Here is a 20,052-nt window from a genome sequence, read left to right as displayed (position 1 = left end):
AAAGGCGCGCATTTTACGCAGCTAGCAGCCCGAACATGAAAGCAAACGACGAACTTACACAGGGAGCAACGACCAAGCCCAGCAGTCAAAGCAGTACAAGGGTATGAAACGAGGTACCTGAGATGAAGCTGCCTTACGTGGTGCTCGCTCTTCTGACAACCTCAAGCACAAACGCCGTCGCCACAAGTGAGCCCTTTGTTGCCCCACCGCCGTATCCGACCGGCACTATCGGTGAAGTCCAGATCAGTCGTGATGAGGACGCCCGAAACACCTGCGATATTGCGCTCTACATCCAGAGCGAAGAGGTCACCCAAATTGCCCCGGGGCAATCCGTGAACATTCAAGTGCCTGCCGGCAAGATCGAATTTCGATTGGTTCAGTACGGCTCGGAACGCTGCAAACACAAAGTGTTTGCCAACCAGTCAGCCACCATTGCACCTGGCGAAGTCCGCCACCTGCGGGTCGTGCAGGGACAGGGCGAAGTGCTCCTCGCCCCGTCGGTAGATTGAGCCGCGGCTAGAGCTCCAAAGGAAAAGGCTCCTGCAGAGCCCTTCCATACCCCTCTACGAACTCGACCGGCATGCGCCTGGGCTTGCCGCTCGACAGTTCGATGCAGACGAAAATGGTCTTGGCGCGCAGCAAGGTGGTGCCGTCCTCGGGTCGCACCAGCTGGAAACGCCGCTCCATCTTGAGGCGTTGATCAGACTCGACAATCCACGTGCCAACCTGCAATTCCTGACCTTCATAGGCGGCGGCCAGGTAATCGACTTCATGGCGCAGAACCGCCATGGCACGATCCAGGCGGCGATACTCGGCCAGGTCCAGGCCCAGGCTTTGGGAGTGCCTCCAGGCGCAGCGCTCCAGCCAACTGACGTAGACGGCATTATTGGCGTGGCCCAGCCCATCGATATCATCAGCTTCTACGCGAAGGTCGATGACGAAGGGAGTCGGTAGATCCCAGCTCATGAATGAGGCTCCAGGCTGCTGGCCAGCTCGCACGCTTCGCTGGCCAATTGGGTGATCTGGTCCCAGGCGCGAGCACGGATCAGACTGGACGGGGCAATCCAGGTCCCTCCGACGCAGGCGACATTAGGCAGGCGCAAAAAGCTCAGCAGATTATCCGGAGTCACGCCACCCGTCGGGCAGAAGCGGATGCCAGTGAACGGCCCCTTCAGGCTCTTGAGCATCTTCACGCTCGCATTGCCATTGGCCGGGAATAGCTTCAGCGATCGGTAGCCGTACTCCAGCGCGAGCAGCACTTCAGAAGGGGTCATGACCCCAGGCAGATAGGGCAGGCCGGAGTCTTCAGCCGCCGCTGCAAGACGCTCGGTGCAGCCCGGACTGACCGCAAAGTGTGCCCCGGCGTCACGCGCCTCCAGGAACTGCTCGGTATGAATGAGCGTTCCTGCGCCAACCAACAGATCGGGGAACGTCTTGCGGATCACCGCCAGGGCGTCCAGAGCGCGCGGAGTGCGCAGAGTTACCTCAAGCACTTCCACGCCGCCGGCGTGCAGCGCCCCCGCCAAGTCCAGAGCGAGCCCGGTATCCTCAATCACCAGCACGGGCAACACCGGTCGCGCCCGCTCCAATACCACGTCCATCGTCAGGCTCATATCAGCTCTCCCAATCCAAGCTACCCGCGTCTCGCAATCCTTTCCTGTACGACAATCGAACTCGCATCGGAGACCTGTCGGACTTGGAAGCGAGCCATCCACGCCAAATCACCCGGCAGCGAGTTACCGTCGTAGGCCTGCCCTCCAGCAAGGTGACGCGACCGATAAAGGCGGCGCATATCGTCTCTAAAATGCAGGCATAGTCGCAAGGAGCGAGAGCATATCGTTCCCAGGCTCAAACTGGAGCGCGGCTCGCTTCGGGCTCTTAACCCAGACAGGCTGGCGCCCGGACATCGGACAGCATGGAAAGGACCGCCTCAATCAGGCGCGGATCGGCGAGCAGGCGCTGATGGCCACCCGCGTCAAGGTGCAGCAACTGACTGTCGAACCAGGCCTCGTGTATCACCTTCGCCTCGCTGGCCGGCACAACGGCGTCGTCCGCGGCATGCACCACCAGACCGGGGACCGCCAGCTCATAACGCTGGACATCGAGATGGGCAGCCGGAATTCCTGCCCGGCGCTCGACCAGACTGATGAAATGGGCTCGAGCACGAGCAGGAAGCCCCATGAAGTTGGCGAAGCTGCGCAAAGGGCCAAGGATACGGCTCGGCGCCGAAATGGTGACCAGAGCCCTGGTGCGCAATCCCATTTGAGTTGCCAGCAACGCACTGGCTCCTCCCATCGAGTGACCAATCACCGCCTGCAAGGGTGGCAGCTCCGCCGCAGCCTCAAGCAATGCCCGAGCAAAGAGCACGACATTGGCCTCTTGCCCTGGCGACCGACCATGGGCTGGGCCATCCAGCGCTACCACGCCGTATCCTGCCTCCACCAGCGCCTCGATCAGCCTGGCAAACTGGGTCGGTCGCCCCTCCCATCCATGCATCAGCAGAACCGTAGGTCCGCTCCCCCACCGCAAAGCCGAGAGACCGAAGCGCAGCGTGATGCGCTCCGCGCTGCCCAACCAGGGTGCCTCCCAGTCCTTGGGTGGAAAGTTTCGCGGCGTCATGAACTGGCGGCGCATGCGCCGAGCAATGACTTGCGGCGCCAAGCGTCCCAACGTGGCATTGACCCCTCTCACCAGACTCAGACTATTCATCACTTTGCTCCTCAGATGACCGCCAACTTGGCGGCACGCAGCACTCGATCAGACAAATCGCCCGCCCCCAGGGCCCGGGCCAGGGCCAATCCCCCTACCATCAGGGCAAGATCTGCCAAGGCCTTGTCGGCATCCTCGGGCCGGTCGCACATCTGCGCGCTCAGTATTTCGAGGTGCTCAGCCAACAAGGCTCGGTAGGTATCCGACAGCTGTGGCAAGACGCCCAGGGTGCTGGGCAACGGACAACCCGCATCAGTGGCATCACGGTGCTTGCGCGACAGGTAGAAGCTGGCGGCCAAGGAGCGGCGCTCGGATCCGGACAGGGCCGGGTCGATAAGTGCCATCAGGTCGCGACGCTTACGCAGGAGCTGGTCGAAAACCTCCAGCATCAGCGCATCCCGGCTCGTGAAGTGAGCGTAGAAGCCACCCACGGTAAGGCCGGCAGCATCCATGACCTCTGCGACGCCAGGCTGTTGCGGCCCCCGTCGTAGCAGCGCAGAAGCTGCGGCCTGGAATATTCGTTCACGCGTCAGAGCTTTCTTATCGTTCATGATCATGCCCATTAGCATTACGACAATAATATTACGCACGTAATACAAATTGACAAGGCATATGGCAACCGCCCGTCGCCAACCGACAATCGGAACCGAATAGAAAAAGCAGGGGATAAACAAAAGGGCCACCCCATGACGGAATGACCCTTAAAAAGCCCGCAGTGCGGGAAATCAGAATATGGCGTCCCCTAGGGGACTCGAACCCCTGTTACCGCCGTGAAAGGGCGGTGTCCTAGGCCACTAGACGAAGGGGACGAAACCTTCTAACAACAGGTGCAGCACTTAGCCGGCCCATTGTGATGCGTGGCGCATCAAATTTGGTGGAGCTAGACGGGATCGAACCGTCGACCTCTTGCATGCCATGCAAGCGCTCTCCCAGCTGAGCTATAGCCCCGAATTGCTTCGGCTGCACAGAACAGAGTCCGTGCTGCTGGAATATGGCGTCCCCTAGGGGACTCGAACCCCTGTTACCGCCGTGAAAGGGCGGTGTCCTAGGCCACTAGACGAAGGGGACGAAACCTTCGAACAACAGGGCCAGCACTCGGCTGGCCCCTTGTGATGCGTGGCGCATCGTGTTTGGTGGAGCTAGACGGGATCGAACCGTCGACCTCTTGCATGCCATGCAAGCGCTCTCCCAGCTGAGCTATAGCCCCGAATCGCTTCGACTGCACAGACCTAAGTCTGCACTGCTGGAATATGGCGTCCCCTAGGGGACTCGAACCCCTGTTACCGCCGTGAAAGGGCGGTGTCCTAGGCCACTAGACGAAGGGGACGAAACCTTCATGCCTTTTCGTGACCCACTCCTTGAAGGAGTGGTGGAGCTAGACGGGATCGAACCGTCGACCTCTTGCATGCCATGCAAGCGCTCTCCCAGCTGAGCTATAGCCCCGTCACGAGGACGGGGCGCATATTAGGGGCGCCCCATCCCGCTGTCAACAATATTTTTCCTACAGGTCGAACTTTTTTATTTGAAAGAACAACCACTTACCCACTGCGACCGGAACGAGGCCTTAACACCCCGGCCGCACAACCATCAGGCGATCGAAGCGAGCAGCTTCTCCCACTCCTTGGTTTCCTTCTTCGAAACGCCACCCAGCAGCTCGATGGCCTGGCGCAGACGGAAGCGACTGAGGTCGGCACCGAGGATTTCCATCGCATCCAACACGGAAACCGAGTTCGCCTGTCCAGTAATGGCCGGAAACATCAGCGGCATGACGTCACGCAGCTTGAGCTCCAGATGTTCGGCAACAGCCTGGATGCACCCAGTGATGCGGTCCTTTTCCCACTGACGCAGCGACTCGAGCTTCCAGAGCACCAACTGCATGACCTGGCGTACCTGGTCAGGGCTGAGCTTCTTGTGCTCGAACAATTTCGCATCCAGTTGAACGCCGCCGGAGAAAAAGAACCCAGCCAGCGGAGCGATCTGACTGAAGGTTTCCACCCTCCCCTGCACGTGGGGTGCAATCTTCATCAGGTACTCGGGGTTGAGCGCCCACTTCTGCACTTGCGCAGCAAAGCGCTCTACCGGCAGCTCACGCAGCCATTGGCCATTGAGCCAGGAGAGCTTCTCAAGATCGAAGATCGGCCCGCCCAGCGACACACGCGACAGGTCGAAGTGCTCGACCATCTCCGCCAGGGAGAACTTCTCGCGCTCATCGGGCATCGACCAGCCCATCCGGCCCAGGTAGTTGAGCATGGCTTCCGGTAGATAGCCCATACGCTCGTAGAACGTGATCGAGGTCGGGTTCTTGCGCTTGGACAGCTTGCTCTTGTCCGGGTTACGCAGCAGCGGCATGTAGCAAAGCTTGGGCTGCTCCCAGCCAAAGTATTCATAGAGCTTGATCAGCTTGGGAGCGGACGGCAGCCACTCTTCACCACGCAACACATGGGTGATGCCCATCAGATGGTCGTCGACCACGTTGGCGAGGAAGTAGGTAGGCAGGCCATCGGTCTTCATCAGCACCTGCATGTCCATGCGGTCCCATGGGATCTCGACATCGCCACGAAGCATGTCCGGCACCACACAGACACCTTCGCTGGGCACTTTCATGCGCACAACATTGGGCTCACCAGCGGCAATGCGCTGCTCGACCTCAGTTTGCGGCAGATGCATGCAGTGGCCGTCGTAGCGCGGAGTCTCCTTGCGCTCAGTCTGCTCGGCGCGCAGCTTGTCAAGGCGCTCAGGCGTGCAGAAGCAATGGAAGGCGTGGCCCTTGTCGACCAGCTCCTTGGAGTACTGTTTGTAGATTTCGCCGCGCTCGCTCTGCCGGTAAGGCCCGTGCGGGCCACCGACGTCCGGGCCTTCATCCCACTCTATCCCGAGCCAGCGCAAGGCATCATAAATCTGCTGCTCCGACTCACGGGTGGAGCGCAGCTGGTCGGTATCTTCGATCCGCAGGATGAATTGACCGCCGTGCTGGCGCGCGAAACACAGGTTGAACAAAGCGATGTAGGCGGTGCCCACGTGCGGATCGCCGGTGGGCGACGGCGCGATACGGGTACGGACGGTGGTCATGGTTACTCTCGAAACTGAGGATCGATCAAAGGCGCGATCTTATCAGGCTGGCCGCTTCCGGCTCCAGCAAGTGGCCTTCCTGGACGGGCAGACTGCGCATGAGGAAGTCGAGGAAGGCCTTGACCTTCATCGCCTGAAAGCGTCTGGACGGGTACACAGCATAGACTTCGCCGCTAGGTAAGCGGGCTTCGGGAAGTAACTCGACCAACTCCCCACGCTGCACGGCAGAGTCGGTGAACATCAGCGGCAGCGCCGCAATCCCGGCCCCTGCCAGCACCGCCTCACGGGCGAAGGTGATGTTGTTGCAGAACAGCACGCGCTGGCACGGCACGCTGACGCCCTGAATGGACCAGTAGCGCTGCGAGTCCTGCGGCAGCAACACAGCACGGTGACCCGCGAGGGCTTCCACTGTGCGCGGCGTGCCATGGGCAGTCAGATATGCGGGGCTGGCGCAAAGCCGGCGCCCGCTCTCGAATAGCTTGCGCGCAATCAGCGTTGAGTCCTGCGGCTGCCCGATCATGATGGCAATATCCACGCCCTCCTCCAGCGGATCTACGTTACGGGAGGTGATCTCCACCTCTGCCGTGATCTGCGGGTACTGGCGCATGAAGGTGCCCAGCACCTTGCCCAGGAACAACTGGCCGAACTCGATCGGCGCCGTCACCCGCAACAGACCTGAAGGTTCCTGCTGCAACTGCATCACTGCCTGCTCGGCCTCGGCAAAGTCGAGCATGATCTGCCGACAGCGCTCGTAATAGGCCTGCCCCACTTCAGTCAGGCGCAACTTGCGGGTAGTCCGATTGAGCAGGCGAACGCCCAGGCGCTCCTCAAGCAGGGCGATGCGCCGGCTCACGGTGGATTTCTGCATGCCCAAGCTCTGCGCTGCCAGGGTGAAGCTGTGGCACTCCACCACACGGGTGAAGATCAGCGCATCATCAAGCCCCATTATTGTTCCCCATAAGCAACAAAGTTTCCGAAGTGTACTGGCTACTTGCGAGCAAGGAACACTGCTAGATTCGCAACATTCTGAAAAGAGTTCGAGCCTGATTTCGCCATGCCCGCCAAATTGCAACGCCGCTTGTTCATCTTCATGGCATTGGTGACGATGGTCGCTACCGGCCTCTTCCTCCACTGGTTGTTGATCGGTCGTTTTGTCGAGAGCACTGACAACGCCTACGTGCAGGGCGAAATCACCCGCATCTCCAGCCAGCTCGGCGCGCGCATCGACCAAGTCCTGGTGAGCGACAATCAGACGGTCAAGGAAGGCGACCTGCTGGTCCGACTGGAAGCCGACGACTTCAAACTGGCCCTGGAGCGTGCCCGCGCGCTGCTCGCCACCCGCGAGGCGGAACTGGCCCAAGCGCAGAGCAAGCTGGTACAGCAAGCCAGCACCATCGCCGCCAGCCAAGCTGATGTCGCTGCCAGTCAGGCCACGCTGGGGCGCGCCCAGATCGATCTGTCTCGCGCCCAGGCCTTGCGCAAGCCGGGATTCGTTTCCGAGGAGCGCGTTACCACCCTCTCCGCCGACTCCCGCGTGGCCCGCTCGCAAGTCGCCAAGGCCGAAGCAGACCTCAAGGCACAACGTCAGCAGGTGGACGCGTTGAATGCCGAGGTCAAGCGCCTGCAGGCGCAGATCGCCAACGCGCGCACGGACGTGGCTCAGGCAGCGCTGAACCTGGCCCGCACCGAAATCCGCTCACCAATCGATGCTCGTGTGGGTCAACGTGCTGCCCGAAACGGCCAATATATACAAGTTGGCGCTTATCTCCTGTCGCTGGTGCCAAATGAAGACATCTGGGTCCAGGCCAACTTCAAGGAAACTCAGATCAGCCATATGCAGGAAGGCCAGAAGGCTGAACTGATCTTCGACAGCTTCCCTGACACCCCGATCGAAGGCCGCGTGGATAGCCTCTTTGCTGCATCCGGCGCCCAGTTCAGCCTGCTGCCACCAGATAACGCCACCGGCAACTTCACCAAAGTGGTCCAGCGCATCCCGGTTAAGCTGACATTCGCCGCCGATAACCCGCTCAAGGGCCGCATTCGCCCAGGCATGTCCGTCACGGTCAAGGTGAGCCTCAAGGCCGAAACCCATGGCGGCTGATGCCCTGATCCGCGCGACCGGTGAGCCGAGCCGACGCGACTGGATCGCCGTGATGAGTGCCATGCTCGGCGCCTTCATGGCAGTGCTGGATATCCAGATTACCAACTCCTCGCTCAAGGACATCCAAGGAGCTCTATCCGCGACCCTGGAGGAAGGCTCGTGGATTTCCACCTCCTATCTGGTGGCGGAAATAATCATGATTCCCCTCACCGCATGGCTGGTGCAGCTACTCTCGGCGCGGCGCCTGGCGGTCTGGGTGTCCATAGGTTTCCTTGCCTCTTCCCTGCTTTGCTCCCTGGCCTGGAGCCTGGAAAGCATGATCGTATTCCGCGCCATGCAAGGCTTCACCGGTGGCGCGCTGATTCCCCTGGCGTTCACCCTGACTCTGATCAAGCTACCAGAGCACCATCGAGCAAAGGGCATGGCGCTATTTGCCATCACCGCCACCTTCGCCCCGTCTATCGGCCCTACGCTCGGCGGCTGGCTGACCGAGAATTTCGGCTGGGAATACATCTTCTACATCAACGTGCCCCCGGGCCTGCTGATGATCGCCGGGCTGGTGTACGGACTCGAGAAAAAGGCACCGCACTGGGAATTGCTGAAACGCACTGACTACGCCGGGATCGTCACCCTCGGCCTGGGACTTGGCTGCCTTCAGGTTTTCCTCGAAGAGGGGCACCGAAAGGACTGGCTGGAGTCATCGCTGATCGTTGGGCTCGGCAGTGTTGCGCTGGTCAGCCTGATCCTGTTTGTCATCCTGCAGGTATCGCGCCCCAACCCGCTGATCAACCTGGGGATACTGCGTAACCGCAACTTCGGCCTGTCGAGCATTTCCAGCATCGGACTGGGGATGGGGCTCTATGGCTCGATCTATGTGCTTCCGCTCTATCTGGCGCAGATTCAGGGGTACAACGCGCTGCAGATTGGCGAAGTCATCATGTGGATGGGCATTCCCCAGCTCTTTCTCATTCCGCTAGTGCCCAGGCTGATGAAAGTGGTGCCGCCCAAACTTCTATGCGCCCTGGGTTTCGGCCTGTTCGGCTATGCCAGCTTCGCATCCGGAGTGCTCAACCCCGACTTCGCCGGCCCGCAGTTCAATCAGATCCAGATCATTCGCGCCCTGGGCCAGCCGCTGGTGATGGTGACCATCTCGCTGATCGCCACTGCCTACATACAGCCACAGGACGCCGGTTCCGCCTCGAGTCTGTTCAACATCCTGCGAAACCTGGGCGGCGCAATCGGCATCGCGCTGCTCGCCACCCTGCTCGACAGCCGCGCCAAGATCTACCTCGACTACCTGCGCGAGTCCTTGGTACCGAGTAATCCGCAGGTGGCCGAACGCCTGGCATTGCTGACCGAAAAACTTGGCAGCGAGCAGGCAGCCTTAGGCAAGCTCAGCGAGATGACACATCAACAAGCCAGTATCATGGCCTACAACGACGCCTTCCACTTTATTGGCATCGCCCTCGGCATAAGCATGCTTGCTGTGCTGCTCACCCGCTCCCTGCCGGCCAGCAACTCCGCCAACGCCAGCGCCGCCGCGCACTGAACAGCTGGCGCCTACGGGAATGCCATTCACATCTGAAGATCGCGGCGTCTGGGTTTTTGCGCCATCAAACACGAGTTATCCGAGGCGCGCATCCCTCGCGGGGACGAGAGGCAGTGTTTTTTTTGCAGGAGCCGGCTTGCTGGCGAATGCGGACATCTTCGCCAGCAAGCTGGCTCCTGCGGGAATGCTACCCACGCAAGAAGAACGCTGCTTGTCCCGCCGGGAACGTGCATGCGTCAGACCTTCAATAGCCGCTCACGCAGCTTCTGAATCTCGTCTCGCAACTGCGCAGCCGCCTCGAACTCCAGATCGCGCGCCAGTTGGAACATCTTCTCTTCCATCTGGCGAATGCGCTTGGTGATCTCGCTCGGCGAGCGCAACTCGTTTTCGTAGCGTGCGCTTTCTTCTGCCGCCTTGGCCATGGCCTTGCGCTTGTTGCTGCGCGAACCGGGAACGGTGGCGCCCTCGAGGATGTCCTGGATGTCCTTCTTTACCCCTTTCGGCACGATGCCGTGGGCTTCATTGAAGGCTACCTGCTTGATCCTCCGCCGCTCGGTCTCGTCGAGGGCCCTCTGCATCGATCCTGTGACATTGTCCGCATACAGGATTGCCCTGCCGTTCAGGTTGCGCGCCGCTCGGCCAATGGTCTGGATCAGGGAGCGCTCGGAGCGCAGGAAGCCCTCCTTGTCGGCATCCAGAATCGCCACTAGGGATACCTCGGGCATATCCAGGCCTTCGCGCAGCAGGTTGATTCCAACCAGCACATCGAAAGCCCCAACGCGCAGATCCCGAATGATCTCGACCCGCTCGACGGTATCAATGTCAGAGTGCAGATAGCGCACTTTGACGTCGTGGTCAGCCAGGTAATCCGTCAGGTCCTCGGCCATTCGCTTGGTGAGGGTCGTGACCAGAACCCGCTCTTGCATAGCAACGCGTTTGCGAATCTCGGACAACAGGTCGTCCACCTGCGTAATCGCCGGCCGTACCTCCACCTCCGGGTCCACCAGGCCCGTCGGCCGTACCACCTGCTCGATTACCCGCCCAGCGTGCTCGGCTTCGTAAGGGCCAGGCGTCGCCGAAACGAAGATGGTTTGCGGACTGATCGCCTCCCACTCATCAAAACGCAACGGCCGGTTATCCAACGCTGACGGAAGCCGGAAGCCGTACTCCACCAACGTCTCCTTACGGGAACGGTCGCCCTTGAACATGGCGCCCACCTGGGGAACCGTGACGTGAGACTCATCGATGACGAGCAGGGAATTGGCCGGCAGGTAGTCGTACAAGGTCGGCGGCGGTGCACCTGCCTCACGGCCGGACAAGTAGCGCGAGTAGTTCTCGATCCCATTGCAGTACCCCAGCTCCAGAATCATCTCCAGATCGAACCGCGTGCGCTGCTCCAGGCGCTGTGCCTCCACCAGTTTGTTGGCATTACGCAGCTGCTCGAGGCGATCCTTGAGCTCATCCTTGATCTTCTCGACCGCCTCCAGCAGGACTTCACGAGGAGTTACGTAGTGGCTCTTTGGATAGAAGGTGAAACGGGGCAGCTTGCGTATGACTTCCCCGGTAAGTGGATCAAACGCCGCAAGGTTCTCCACTTCGTCGTCGAACAACTCGACACGTATGGCCTCGAGGTCGGATTCAGCAGGAAAGATGTCGATCACATCCCCCCGCACTCGGAAGGTTGCACGAGCGAAGTCCATGTCATTGCGGGTGTACTGCAGTTCGGCAAGGCGACGCAGCAGCGTCCGCTGATCGATGCGATCGCCGCGATCCAGATGCAACACCATCTTCAGGTAGGAAGCGGGGTCGCCAAGGCCGTAAATGGAAGAAACAGTGGCGACGATGATGGCATCAGGCCGCTCCAGGAGCGCCTTGGTCGCCGAGAGTCGCATCTGCTCGATATGGTCGTTGATCGACGCGTCCTTCTCGATATAGGTATCAGAAGAAGGTACGTAAGCTTCTGGCTGGTAGTAGTCGTAGTACGAAACAAAGTACTCGACCGAGTTGTTCGGGAAGAAAGAACGGAACTCTCCATACAGCTGCGCAGCCAGCGTTTTATTCGGTGCCAGCACCAACGTGGGGCGCTGAACCTGGGAGATGACATTGGCAATGCTGAAGGTCTTGCCCGACCCCGTCACACCCAGCAGGGTCTGGTGTGACAGACCTGCCTCAAGTCCTTCCACCATCTGACGGATGGCCTCAGGTTGGTCGCCAGCAGGCTGGAAGCGGGTGACCAGTTGGAACTCCGACATGCTGACCTCGACAATTGGATGTGACACCTGCGCGCAACCAGCGTCATACCTAGCGAAAAGCTTGCAAGCGTTATCGCCGCAGGCGACCTGGGCCGCTATAATACCGGCCCGATTGCGCAACCCCTAGCGCACTTCGCTCGGGGCTGCATTCCTACCTCACTTTTCTCCTCCGAGCTGCCGCATCATGAGTCTCTTTTCTGCCGTCGAAATGGCTCCGCGCGATCCCATCCTGGGCCTTAACGAAGCATTCAACGCCGATACCCGGACGACCAAGGTCAACCTGGGTGTGGGCGTCTACTACAACGAGCAGGGCCGCATTCCGCTGCTGCGCGCTGTAGCTGAAGCCGAGAAGGCCCGCATCGAGGCCCACGCTCCGCGTGGCTATCTGCCAATCGAGGGTATCGCGGCCTATGACCAGGCGGTACAGAAACTGCTGTTCGGTGCTGACTCCGAATTGCTGGCCCAGGGCCGAGTCGTCACCACCCAGGCCATCGGTGGCACCGGCGCGCTGAAAAGCGGCGCCGACTTCCTCAAGCGCCTGCTGCCCAACGCCGTTGTCGCCATCAGCGACCCGAGCTGGGAAAACCACCGTGCACTGTTCGAAGCTGCTGGTTTCCCGGTCCAGAACTATCGCTACTACGATGCCGTGACCAATGGCGTGAACCGTGCCGGCCTGCTGGAGGATCTGAAGAACCTGCCGGCACGCTCCGTCGTGGTTCTGCACGCCTGCTGCCACAACCCGACCGGTGTCGACCTGACCATGGACGACTGGAAAGCTGTCCTGGAAGTCCTGCGAGAGCGCGAGCACGTTCCGTTCCTCGATATCGCCTACCAGGGTTTCGGTGCTGGCATTGACCAGGACGCCGAAGCCGTTCGCCTGTTCGCGCAGTCCGGCCTGCCCTTCTTCGTCTCCAGTTCCTTCTCCAAGTCCTTCTCGCTCTACGGTGAGCGCGTCGGCGCGCTGTCCGTGGTCACTGGCTCGAAGGAAGAAGCTGGCCGCGTGCTGTCCCAGGTCAAGCGCGTCATCCGCACCAACTACTCCAACCCGCCGACCCACGGTGCCACCGTGGTTGCTTCCGTGCTGAACAGCCCGGAACTGCGCGCCATGTGGGAGGAAGAGCTGGGTGAAATGCGCCATCGCATCCACAGTATGCGCCTGGCCATGGTCGAGCAACTTGCCACCAACGGTGCCAAACGCGATTTCAGCTTCGTCGCCCGCCAACGCGGCATGTTTTCCTACTCCGGCCTCACCGCCGAGCAGGTTGAGCGCCTCAAGAACGAGTTCGGTATCTACGCTGTCAGCACCGGTCGTATCTGTGTCGCCGCGCTGAACAACAACAACCTGGAAAGCGTCACTCGCGCCATCGCCCAGGTGCTCTGAAAAAAGCGAGGAGAAGCTCAAGCCAGGCGCTTGACTTCTCCTTTCTAATCAGTAAGATACGCGCATCAGATCCGCGATAGCTCAGTCGGTAGAGCAAATGACTGTTAATCATTGGGTCCCTGGTTCGAGTCCAGGTCGCGGAGCCAAATTAGAAAGCCCTCAGCATTTGCTGGGGGCTTTTTATTTGGAGCTCTGGGACTCTCACCAGGGACTCCTTGGGCCACACTGCCGCGCTCGGCCTGCACCATCGATACCGGCGGAATCAGTCCCAGCCCAAAACGGTGCTGCAAACAAAAAAAGCCGGCCTCAAAGGCCGGCTTTTCCGTGCACGTATTATTAATCGATGCGCAGTCTGTCGCGGTTCTTCTCCAGTGTCTTCGCTCCGATCCCCTTAACTTCCAGCAAGTCGTCCACCGAGGCAAAAGGGCCATTTTCATCGCGATACTGAACAATCGCCTTAGCTTTCGTCTCCCCAATCCCTATGAGCCCTGCCTGCAACGCAGCAGCATCTGCCGAGTTGAGGTTGATTCGGGCCGACTCAGCGGCAGTCGCAACCGCCACCTCCGCAACCGGTTCCTTGGCGGCCATTGCTGCAGGTACCACACCTGCGAACATCGCTGCCAACGAGAAAACCAGCGAAGCAATCCTGATACGCAACATCTCAAACGCTCCTTGTCTAACAGTGGAAGAACGGCCTATGCCGCCGCTCCACAAGCTAGCTTCGGGAGCTTGAAGCCTCAATGCGACGTTGCTGATGAATCCAGTCAACAATTTCTTCTTCTGGCGTGTAGCCGTTGACAGTTTCTCGTAGGATTTGACGCACCTTCAGGTAATCATCAGCCTCGACTGCGTTGAACAAGTCCGCAAGCACGTGCTTGAAGACATCCCAAGCCAAGTGCTCCTCGTTAGCCCGCATAATCATCGGGTGCTCGGTAGGACTGACGTTATCTCCAATGAGGAGTTCCTCGTAGAGTTTCTCCCCTGGACGCAGGCCGCTGAACTCAATCGCGATATCCCCCTTGGGGTTACTCGCGGAACGAACAGTAAGGCCAGACAGGTGAACCATCTTCTCTGCCAGCTCGGCGATCTTTACTGGCTGCCCCATGTCTAGAACGAAAACGTCACCGCCCTGCCCCATCGAGCCAGCCTGAATGACCAACTGTGCGGCCTCAGGAATGGTCATGAAATAACGGGTGATGTTCGGATGCGTTACCGTGACCGGCCCACCACGCTTGATTTGCTCGCGGAAAAGTGGAATCACCGAACCAGAGGAACCAAGGACGTTGCCAAATCGGACCATGGTAAAACGGGTCTTGTTGACCCGATGCAACGAAGGGTCATCCCCCATCAGCACTGGAGCAGACTCCAGACTGAGCGCTTGCAGCACCATCTCCGAGAGACGCTTCGTACCGCCCATGACGTTGGTAGGGCGGACAGCCTTGTCAGTGGAGATCAATACAAAGTTATCAACCCCCGCCTGAATAGCTGCTTGCGCCGTATAAAGCGTCCCCATCACGTTGTTGACGACACCCTCGGCGATATTGTGCTCAACGATTGGCACATGCTTGTAAGCCGCAGCATGGTAGACCGTGTCGACGTTCCACGTACGCATTACATCCTGCAACCTGGACATGTTCCGGACCGACCCGAGAATGGGTACAAGATGCACGCTGTGCGCCTCACGGGACATTCTCTGCTCAAGCTCGATCTGTATGTTGTACAGGTTGAACTCGCTGTGCTCGAACAACAGCAAGGTCCTGGGTCCGCTTCCTAAAATCTGGCGGCACAGCTCAGAACCAATCGAACCACCGGCACCAGTCACCATGACCACTTTGCCACGGATGCAACGTTCGAAAAGCTCTTTACGTGGAGGGACAGCGTCGCGCCCCAGCAGGTCAGCAATGTCGACCTCCTGGATATCGTCCACCTTGACTCTACCGCTGGCGAGGTCCATGAATCCAGGGATGCTGCGAACGTGCAGCGGGTAGCGCTCCAGTTCAGCCAGAATTTCCCTACGACGCTCCCGGGAAGCGGAGGGAACTGCCAGCAGGACTTCCTGGGCCCCGGTTTGCTCAATCATCTGCTGAATGTGCTTGGGCTTGTAGACTTGCAAGCCGGCGATAATGCGCGTGGCAATATTGCTGTCATCGTCGATGAATGCCACCGGCCGCATTGAACGCCCCATGCGCAACGCAGCAACCAGTTGATTACCAGCAGCCCCTGCGCCGTAGATAGCGACACGCGGGAACCCATCGGCCGCGCTGACAAACGGCGCCTGGAGTGTTGCTGAGAACCAATCGCCCAGAAAATACTGACGCATCACCAGACGAAGCCCGCCTACCATCACCAGGCTCAACCACCAGTAATTGAAAACCAGAGACCGAGGAATCACTTCCGGCGCATCTCGGTACCAATAAATAGCCAGCGCCAGAAGAAGCGCGGACAAGGTTACAGCCTTTGCGATCGCTATCAGGGCATCATTGCCGAAATATCGCATTACAGCCCTATACATTCCGAATCGAATGAAGAGCGGAATCGACAGCAGAGGGGCGACGATGAACAACCAAGAGTGCCCGCCGAAGGGATGGACTAGTTCATCGCCCCCCAAACGGACGACAAAAGCGAACCACAGCGCACCCCAGACGAGGAACACGTCGACTGCAACTTGCAAAAGCCGCTTGTATCGACGCGGAAGCCGCAACAACCACTCGCGCAACATCTTCAGGGTTCCTTATCCCAAATTCATCTAGACCAACCTGGGCCTCTCAATGAACAAGCCTCAAAAACGAGGCAATTCAACACTGCATCTCTGGCGCATTGATATAAAAAACAGCACTCAATATTCAAACGAATGCTCGGAACCGCTATGCCGGAATCTCTTGCTTACCCGCATTGAACCTGATTGCCAACATCGCCAACGGAGCGTAGGCCAACAGAAGTCCCAGCACACCATCGATACCGCCCACCGCTACCCAGCAGGCCAAAGGCACCAGCCAGAATATGTTGATAGCCCCCACAACCAGCGTCACCGGCAGATGGCGTCCAAACAACCGCGAAGCATATTGATAGGCATGACTACGATGAGCTTCGTACACCTTATCCCCTCGCAATAGGCGACGTAAGAGTGTCCATGTGGCGTCCACGATGAAAACACCCAACAAGATTAGCCAGCACCAAAGCAACTGAGGATCTACCCAGGCTGCCTGCAGGGAAAGCGCACCCAGGGTAATGCCCAGAAAGCCGCTTCCGGCATCGCCCATGAAAATCTTTGCTGGAGGGAAGTTCCAGAACAAGAAGCCACAGACAGCAGCCCCTAGTAACAACGGGAGCAACATGAGATGCGACTGCCCAAGAAGGTAGTAAAGCAACGCCCCCCCCAGGCAGACAGAGATCGCCTCCACACTAGCAATGCCGTCAATACCATCCATGAAGTTGTAAAGGTTCAACAGCCATACGAGAAAAAGGGCACCCAATAGGTAGCCGAACAGACCCAGATCTAAAACAACTCCGAAAAACTGCAGTTCCGGAATGCCTCCCACTAGCCAGAGCACCCATCCGGCACCGATGAAATGCGCCAGTAGTCGCCAACGAGCAGCGATGTGTCCATGGTCATCCAGAAAACCGACCAGAGCAACCCAAGCCCCGCCCCCCAGCAGTGCCCACATCGCTGCGCCACTCAGCCCCTGAGTCAGGAAAAGCAGCGGCAGGGAAACAAGAAAGCAGACCACAATTGCTACGCCCCCACCTCTGGGCGTCGGGACGGAATGTGAACTACGTGAGTTGGGGACGTCCATTAAACGTCGGGCCAAAGCGTAGCGACGCAGTCCGCCAGTCAAGATGAGAGAGGCGAGAATTACGGCGGGCAGTAACCACCAAATTGTCATTTCGCTTGATGTTCCAAGAAATGCTGAGCGGCCTTCTGGAGGGACTCATCGACACCAAATGGCGGAGTCCACCCCAGAAGAGCGCGCGCTTTGTAGATATCGACCTGCAAAGAGCCACAGAGCCGGTGGGAAAACGCTCGCTTCCCCAAAGCTGCTGCTCCCAATTCAAGCACCCAGACCGGCACCGGCAGCAACCTGGCAGATTTTCCCATCGCCTTGCCCATGCGTCGAAGGAGTTCACTGGTAGAGAGGTCTTCTCCGTCACTCACGAGAAATATCTCGTTCGCCGCGCCCGGGTGATCGATGCAAGTCACAATCAGATCAACGAGGTTGTCCAGCGCAACAAGACTACGTCGGTTATTAATAGCTCCAAGAGGCAATGGAATGCCTTTCTGCAACCATCGCATCATGCTCAGGAAATTGGCCCTGACGCCGGGTCCGTACACAAGCGGCGGGCGAATGATAACTACCTCCATGCCCGTTGCCTCCGCCAGCGATTTGAGCTGGATCTCAGCCTCGAGTTTGGAGACACCGTAAGGATCCGCCGGTGCAGGTTGGTCATCAGCTTGGTAGGGCCTGGATGGAGACGTACCTTCACCATTGACCTTGATCGAACTGATAAAGATGAAGCGGCGAACGCCGGCTTCCGCCGCCTGTCGAGCGAGGGTGAGGGTTCCCTCGACGTTGACCTTGCGAAACTCGTTTATCGGATCAGCCGCAATCTCGTTCATGACATGGACGCGCGCGGCCGCGTGAATGACAACACTCACGCCGTCGAGGACATGGCGCCAATCCGTATTGCCATCTATTCCTGCTATCGTCGCGGTAGAAACAACGCCGGGCAGACCTGGAACCGACCGCCGCAAGGCAGCAACGAGATGGACATCTTGTGCCCTGGCCAGTCGTTCCAGAACCGCGCGCCCGACAAAACCCGTCGCGCCGGTCAACAAAACACGCATTCGAGCACCTCTACAGCGAGCCCTTGGACCAGACCGTGCGGTTGATATAGTCGGTATAACTCAAGACAACCCTGACTACCTGCTTGGAGACCGGCCCCGCTTGATAGTCCCTGACCACCGGAATGACCCGCGCGTGGCGATCGTGCTGGCTGGTTATAACTCGCACCGCATCCAGAACCCGCTCGGCTTTCAGGCCGCTCATGATCAGTGTCCCCTCATCCATACCTTCCGGTCGCTCGTGGGCGTTGCGGATTGTAATGGCCGGCAGATTCAACAGCGAAGCCTCTTCGGTAATGGTGCCGCTATCTGACAGCACGCAGAACGCCGACATCTGGAGCTTTATGTAATCAAGCAACCCAAAGGGTTTGACGAAACGGATCAACGGATGGTCCAGCGACTCACCCAACGCCTCCAGGCGCTTGCGAGTTCGCGGATGCGTCGAGACTATGATCGGGTACTGGTAGGTATCAGCCAGCGCTCGCAAAGTTGCCAAGAGGTCCCGCAGATTCTCCGGGGTGTCCACGTTCTCTTCGCGGTGGGTGCTGACGATGAAGAATTTGCCTTCCTCGAGCCTTTCTCTGGACAACACAGTCGAGGCCTGGATACGCGGCATGTAGTAGTCGAGTACTTCCTCCATGTGCGAGCCAGTCTTGATAATTGTCTCAGGGCGGATGCCTTCGGCTATCAGGTATCGGCGCGCATGCTCGGTCAACACCATGTTGATGTCGCTCAAATGGTCCAGCACCTTGCGATTGAGCTCTTCGGGCACACGCTGGTCGAAGCAGCGGTTGCCGGCTTCCATGTGGAAGACCGGGATCTTGCGGCGTTTGGCGGCGATCACGGCGAGGCAGGTGTTGGTATCGCCGTACAGTAGCAGCGCATCGGGTTTCTCCAGGTCCAGCACCTCGTCGGCCTTGGAGATCACTTCGGCGATGGTTTTGGCAGCGGTCTCACCAGCTGCCCCCAGGAAATGGTCGGGCTTGCGGATCTCCAGGTCATCGAAGAAGACCTGATTTAGTTCATAGTCGTAGTTCTGGCCCGAGTGGACCAGGACATGGTTGACCTGCTTGTCGAGCTCGACAATTACGCGGCTCATCTTGATCAGCTCGGGCCGGGTACCGACCAGGGTCATCACCTTAAGCATTGAGTTCTCCCTGGATGTAATCCAGCTTCAGCAGCAGTTCCTTGATGCCAGGGACATCCAGGCGCTCGGTATTGTGCGAGGTGTAGTCGTCAAGTTCGGAGATATGGGTCTCCCCTTCGACGAAATACTTCTTGTAATTGAGGTCGCGATTGTCCGCTGGAATGCGGTAGTAGCGGCCCATATCCTCGGCCTTGGCCATCTCCTCGCGGGAGATCAGCGATTCGTAGAGTTTCTCGCCATGGCGAGTGCCGATCACCTTGACCAGGTTGTCACGCACGAACAGCTCCTTGAGCGCCTGGGCAAGATCGGCCACGGTGGAGGCCGGTGCCTTCTGGACGAAGATGTCGCCCTGCTCGGCGTGCTCGAAGGCATGCAGCACCAGATCAACCGAGTCTTCCAGAGACATCAGGAAGCGGGTCATGTTCGGGTCAGTGACGGTCAGAGGCTCGCCGCCCTTGAGCTGATCGATGAACAGCGGGATCACCGAGCCCCGCGAGGCCATCACGTTGCCGTACCGGGTCGCACAGATCACCGGGCCGCTCTCGGGAATGAGGCGGGACTTGGCGACCATGAGCTTTTCGGCCATTGCCTTGGAGATACCCATGGCGTTGATCGGGTAGACGGCCTTGTCGGTGGAGAGCACGACCACGCGCTTCACACCCGCAGCAATGGCCGCATTGAGCACGTTCTCGGTTCCGATGACATTGGTCTTTACCGCTTCCATCGGATAGAACTCGCAGGACGGCACCTGCTTCAAGGCCGCTGCATGGAAGATGTAGTCGACGCCGACCATGGCGTTGGACAGGCTGTCGTAGTCACGCACATCGCCGATGAAGAATTTAACCTTATCGTTGGCCAGCGCGATGCGCATGTCTTCCTGCTTCTTCTCGTCGCGACTGAAAACACGGATTTCCTTGACGTTGGTATCCAGGAAACGCTTCAGCACGGTATTGCCAAACGATCCGGTACCACCGGTAATCATCAGGACCTTGTCATCAAACATA

At 59.0% G+C, this 20,052-nt stretch carries 17 protein-coding genes and 7 tRNA genes; 5 read left to right on the top strand and 19 right to left on the bottom strand.

Annotation, left to right across the window (positions count from 1 at the left end):
- Nucleotides 1-122: 122 nt before the first annotated feature.
- On the top strand, nucleotides 123-509 hold the full coding sequence (locus tag J7302_RS00935; RefSeq protein ID WP_215368937.1) for a hypothetical protein: 387 nt from the start codon (nucleotides 123-125) through the stop codon (nucleotides 507-509).
- 7 nt (nucleotides 510-516) lie between these two features.
- Here the strand turns inward: J7302_RS00935 and J7302_RS00930 are convergent, their stop codons facing one another.
- The 12 genes from J7302_RS00930 to J7302_RS00875 all read right to left on the bottom strand — a co-directional run bounded on the left by J7302_RS00930 (nucleotide 517) and on the right by J7302_RS00875 (nucleotide 6,724).
- On the bottom strand, nucleotides 517-966 hold the full coding sequence (locus tag J7302_RS00930) for an acyl-CoA thioesterase (RefSeq protein WP_215368935.1): 450 nt from the start codon (nucleotides 964-966) through the stop codon (nucleotides 517-519).
- Complete coding sequence (locus J7302_RS00925; protein ID WP_215368933.1) at nucleotides 963-1,613, bottom strand: bifunctional 4-hydroxy-2-oxoglutarate aldolase/2-dehydro-3-deoxy-phosphogluconate aldolase; 651 nt, start codon at nucleotides 1,611-1,613, stop codon at nucleotides 963-965. The genes J7302_RS00930 and J7302_RS00925 overlap by 4 nt, the downstream gene beginning before the upstream one ends.
- A 265-nt stretch (nucleotides 1,614-1,878) precedes the next feature.
- A complete protein-coding gene (locus tag J7302_RS00920; RefSeq protein ID WP_215368931.1) occupies nucleotides 1,879-2,709 on the bottom strand; it encodes an alpha/beta hydrolase in 831 nt (276 codons plus the stop codon).
- Between the two features lie 11 nt (nucleotides 2,710-2,720).
- Entirely contained in the window at nucleotides 2,721-3,260 is a 540-nt protein-coding gene (locus J7302_RS00915) for a TetR/AcrR family transcriptional regulator (RefSeq protein ID WP_215368929.1), read from the bottom strand.
- A 182-nt stretch (nucleotides 3,261-3,442) separates the two neighbouring features.
- A tRNA-Glu gene (locus J7302_RS00910) sits at nucleotides 3,443-3,518 on the bottom strand.
- A gap of 63 nt (nucleotides 3,519-3,581) precedes the next feature.
- Nucleotides 3,582-3,657: transfer RNA gene (locus J7302_RS00905), tRNA-Ala, on the bottom strand.
- 44 nt (nucleotides 3,658-3,701) lie between these two features.
- Nucleotides 3,702-3,777: transfer RNA gene (locus tag J7302_RS00900), tRNA-Glu, on the bottom strand.
- A gap of 63 nt (nucleotides 3,778-3,840) precedes the next feature.
- Nucleotides 3,841-3,916: transfer RNA gene (locus J7302_RS00895), tRNA-Ala, on the bottom strand.
- 44 nt (nucleotides 3,917-3,960) lie between these two features.
- A tRNA-Glu gene (locus J7302_RS00890) sits at nucleotides 3,961-4,036 on the bottom strand.
- 40 nt (nucleotides 4,037-4,076) lie between these two features.
- Nucleotides 4,077-4,152, bottom strand: a tRNA-Ala gene (locus J7302_RS00885).
- 144 nt (nucleotides 4,153-4,296) lie between these two features.
- Entirely contained in the window at nucleotides 4,297-5,778 is a 1,482-nt protein-coding gene (gltX, locus tag J7302_RS00880; protein WP_215368926.1) for a glutamate--tRNA ligase, read from the bottom strand.
- Between the two features lie 25 nt (nucleotides 5,779-5,803).
- A complete protein-coding gene (locus J7302_RS00875; RefSeq protein WP_215368923.1) occupies nucleotides 5,804-6,724 on the bottom strand; it encodes a LysR family transcriptional regulator in 921 nt (306 codons plus the stop codon).
- Nucleotides 6,725-6,832: 108 nt separating this feature from the next.
- Between J7302_RS00875 and J7302_RS00870 the strand changes: the two genes are divergently transcribed.
- Entirely contained in the window at nucleotides 6,833-7,879 is a 1,047-nt protein-coding gene (locus J7302_RS00870) for an HlyD family secretion protein (RefSeq protein ID WP_215368920.1), read from the top strand.
- Nucleotides 7,869-9,428 carry an MDR family MFS transporter gene (locus J7302_RS00865; RefSeq protein ID WP_251701801.1) on the top strand — a complete coding sequence of 520 codons (1,560 nt, stop codon included), beginning with the start codon at nucleotides 7,869-7,871 and terminating at the stop codon, nucleotides 9,426-9,428. Before J7302_RS00870 ends, J7302_RS00865 begins: the two co-directional genes overlap by 11 nt.
- 236 nt (nucleotides 9,429-9,664) lie before the next feature.
- On the opposite strand, the gene uvrB is transcribed toward J7302_RS00865, so the two are convergent.
- Nucleotides 9,665-11,680, bottom strand: coding sequence for an excinuclease ABC subunit UvrB (gene uvrB / locus J7302_RS00860; protein WP_215368908.1), 2,016 nt, complete (start codon nucleotides 11,678-11,680; stop codon nucleotides 9,665-9,667).
- 184 nt (nucleotides 11,681-11,864) lie between these two features.
- Here uvrB and J7302_RS00855 point away from each other — a divergent pair, with 184 nt between their 5' ends.
- Together J7302_RS00855 and J7302_RS00850 are read left to right on the top strand one after the other, a co-directional pair.
- Nucleotides 11,865-13,061 carry an amino acid aminotransferase gene (locus J7302_RS00855; protein WP_215368906.1) on the top strand — a complete coding sequence of 399 codons (1,197 nt, stop codon included), beginning with the start codon at nucleotides 11,865-11,867 and terminating at the stop codon, nucleotides 13,059-13,061.
- Between the two features lie 70 nt (nucleotides 13,062-13,131).
- Nucleotides 13,132-13,207: transfer RNA gene (locus J7302_RS00850), tRNA-Asn, on the top strand.
- A 190-nt stretch (nucleotides 13,208-13,397) separates the two neighbouring features.
- Here the strand turns inward: J7302_RS00850 and J7302_RS00845 are convergent.
- The 6 genes from J7302_RS00845 to J7302_RS00820 form a co-directional block, all read right to left on the bottom strand.
- Nucleotides 13,398-13,721: a ComEA family DNA-binding protein gene (locus J7302_RS00845; RefSeq protein ID WP_215368904.1), complete on the bottom strand. Its 324-nt coding sequence runs from the start codon at nucleotides 13,719-13,721 to the stop codon at nucleotides 13,398-13,400.
- Nucleotides 13,722-13,776: 55 nt separating this feature from the next.
- Complete coding sequence (locus tag J7302_RS00840) at nucleotides 13,777-15,780, bottom strand: polysaccharide biosynthesis protein (RefSeq protein ID WP_215368902.1); 2,004 nt, start codon at nucleotides 15,778-15,780, stop codon at nucleotides 13,777-13,779.
- A gap of 145 nt (nucleotides 15,781-15,925) precedes the next feature.
- Complete coding sequence (locus tag J7302_RS00835) at nucleotides 15,926-16,945, bottom strand: MraY family glycosyltransferase (protein ID WP_215368888.1); 1,020 nt, start codon at nucleotides 16,943-16,945, stop codon at nucleotides 15,926-15,928.
- Nucleotides 16,942-17,904 carry a UDP-glucose 4-epimerase family protein gene (locus tag J7302_RS00830; protein WP_215368885.1) on the bottom strand — a complete coding sequence of 321 codons (963 nt, stop codon included), beginning with the start codon at nucleotides 17,902-17,904 and terminating at the stop codon, nucleotides 16,942-16,944. Before J7302_RS00830 ends, J7302_RS00835 begins: the two co-directional genes overlap by 4 nt.
- Before the next feature lie 10 nt (nucleotides 17,905-17,914).
- A complete protein-coding gene (wecB, locus tag J7302_RS00825) occupies nucleotides 17,915-19,048 on the bottom strand; it encodes a non-hydrolyzing UDP-N-acetylglucosamine 2-epimerase (RefSeq protein WP_215368882.1) in 1,134 nt (377 codons plus the stop codon).
- Nucleotides 19,041-20,051, bottom strand: coding sequence for a polysaccharide biosynthesis protein (locus J7302_RS00820; protein WP_215368881.1), 1,011 nt, complete (start codon nucleotides 20,049-20,051; stop codon nucleotides 19,041-19,043). Before J7302_RS00820 ends, wecB begins: the two co-directional genes overlap by 8 nt.
- Nucleotide 20,052 lies beyond the last annotated feature (1 nt).

The sequence above is a fragment of the Metapseudomonas boanensis genome, assembly GCF_018704125.1.
Lineage (GTDB): Bacteria > Pseudomonadota > Gammaproteobacteria > Pseudomonadales > Pseudomonadaceae > Metapseudomonas > Metapseudomonas boanensis.
Note: the sequence above shows the minus strand (reverse complement) of the source record. Positions and strands in the feature narration are given on the sequence as shown.

Excerpts from the sequence above, each read along its gene's own strand:
- J7302_RS00935 (WP_215368937.1), top strand. The coding sequence starts at position 123 with ATGAAGCTGCCTTACGTGGTGCTCGCTCTTCTGACAACCTCAAGCACA.
- J7302_RS00930 (WP_215368935.1), bottom strand. The coding sequence starts at position 966 with ATGAGCTGGGATCTACCGACTCCCTTCGTCATCGACCTTCGCGTAGAA.
- J7302_RS00925 (WP_215368933.1), bottom strand. The coding sequence starts at position 1,613 with ATGAGCCTGACGATGGACGTGGTATTGGAGCGGGCGCGACCGGTGTTG.
- J7302_RS00920 (WP_215368931.1), bottom strand. The coding sequence starts at position 2,709 with ATGAATAGTCTGAGTCTGGTGAGAGGGGTCAATGCCACGTTGGGACGC.
- J7302_RS00915 (WP_215368929.1), bottom strand. The coding sequence starts at position 3,260 with ATGAACGATAAGAAAGCTCTGACGCGTGAACGAATATTCCAGGCCGCA.
- gltX (WP_215368926.1), bottom strand. The coding sequence starts at position 5,778 with ATGACCACCGTCCGTACCCGTATCGCGCCGTCGCCCACCGGCGATCCG.
- J7302_RS00875 (WP_215368923.1), bottom strand. The coding sequence starts at position 6,724 with ATGGGGCTTGATGATGCGCTGATCTTCACCCGTGTGGTGGAGTGCCAC.
- J7302_RS00870 (WP_215368920.1), top strand. The coding sequence starts at position 6,833 with ATGCCCGCCAAATTGCAACGCCGCTTGTTCATCTTCATGGCATTGGTG.
- J7302_RS00865 (WP_251701801.1), top strand. The coding sequence starts at position 7,869 with ATGGCGGCTGATGCCCTGATCCGCGCGACCGGTGAGCCGAGCCGACGC.
- uvrB (WP_215368908.1), bottom strand. The coding sequence starts at position 11,680 with ATGTCGGAGTTCCAACTGGTCACCCGCTTCCAGCCTGCTGGCGACCAA.
- J7302_RS00855 (WP_215368906.1), top strand. The coding sequence starts at position 11,865 with ATGAGTCTCTTTTCTGCCGTCGAAATGGCTCCGCGCGATCCCATCCTG.
- J7302_RS00845 (WP_215368904.1), bottom strand. The coding sequence starts at position 13,721 with ATGTTGCGTATCAGGATTGCTTCGCTGGTTTTCTCGTTGGCAGCGATG.
- J7302_RS00840 (WP_215368902.1), bottom strand. The coding sequence starts at position 15,780 with ATGTTGCGCGAGTGGTTGTTGCGGCTTCCGCGTCGATACAAGCGGCTT.
- J7302_RS00835 (WP_215368888.1), bottom strand. The coding sequence starts at position 16,945 with ATGACAATTTGGTGGTTACTGCCCGCCGTAATTCTCGCCTCTCTCATC.
- J7302_RS00830 (WP_215368885.1), bottom strand. The coding sequence starts at position 17,904 with ATGCGTGTTTTGTTGACCGGCGCGACGGGTTTTGTCGGGCGCGCGGTT.
- wecB (WP_215368882.1), bottom strand. The coding sequence starts at position 19,048 with ATGCTTAAGGTGATGACCCTGGTCGGTACCCGGCCCGAGCTGATCAAG.
- J7302_RS00820 (WP_215368881.1), bottom strand. The coding sequence starts at position 20,051 with ATGTTTGATGACAAGGTCCTGATGATTACCGGTGGTACCGGATCGTTT.